Raw genomic sequence first — 863 nt, 5'->3', positions numbered from 1 at the left:
ATTTGCATGAACAAGGTCTATCCCGACGCCAAGTCGGCTCTCGAGGGCGTTCTGAAAGACGGCATGATGATCATGTCGGGCGGCTTCGGCCTCTGCGGCATCGCCGAGACGCTGTCGGACGCGATCCGCGACTCCGGCGTCAAGGACCTGACGGTGGTCTCGAACAATGCCGGCGTCGACGGCATTGGCCTCAGCCGCTTGCTCGAAACCCGCCAGATCAAGAAGATGATCTCGTCCTATGTCGGCGAGAACAAGCTGTTCGCCCAGCAATTCCTCGCCGGCGAGCTGGAACTCGAATTCAATCCGCAGGGCACGCTGGCCGAGCGCATCCGCGCGGGCGGCGCCGGCATTCCGGCCTTCTATACCAAGACCGGTGTCGGCACGCTGATCGCCGAAGGCAAGGAAGTGAAGGAATTCGACGGCCAGAAATACCTGATGGAGCGCGGCCTGTTCGCCGACCTCGCCATCGTCCACGCCTGGAAGGGCGACACCGCAGGTAACCTCATCTACCGCAAGACCGCGCGCAATTTTAACCCGATGATGGCGACCGCCGCCAAGGTCACGGTGGCCGAGGTCGAGCACCTGGTTCCGGCCGGCGAACTCGATCCCGACCACATCCACACGCCCGGTCTTTTCGTCAAGCGCATCGTCGAGGTCGGAACGGCCAAGAAGCGCATCGAATTCCGCAACACCCGCCCGCGCACCGCCGCTTAAGCGTATCAGGAGAACCACATGGCCTGGACCCGTGAACAGATGGCTGCGCGCGCTGCGAAGGAATTGCGTGACGGCTATTACGTCAATCTCGGCATCGGCATCCCGACGCTGGTCTCGAACTACATCCCGGACGGCATGGACGTCAGCCT

At 62.5% G+C, this 863-nt stretch carries 2 protein-coding genes; both read left to right on the top strand.

The genetic code is table 11. The features are described from left to right. Positions 1-6 precede the first annotated feature (6 nt). Positions 7-714 (top strand): CoA transferase subunit A, encoded by a 708-nt coding sequence (locus tag AC0L2J_RS34750; protein WP_007596238.1) that lies wholly within the window; start codon positions 7-9, stop codon positions 712-714. A gap of 18 nt (positions 715-732) precedes the next feature. Beyond that, positions 733-863 (top strand): CoA-transferase (locus tag AC0L2J_RS34745; protein WP_473364948.1); only part of this gene is annotated, 131 nt, incomplete at its 3' end.

This window comes from Bradyrhizobium sp. MV1.5, from assembly GCF_055807615.1.
This window is presented reverse-complemented; position numbering and strand designations above follow the sequence as displayed.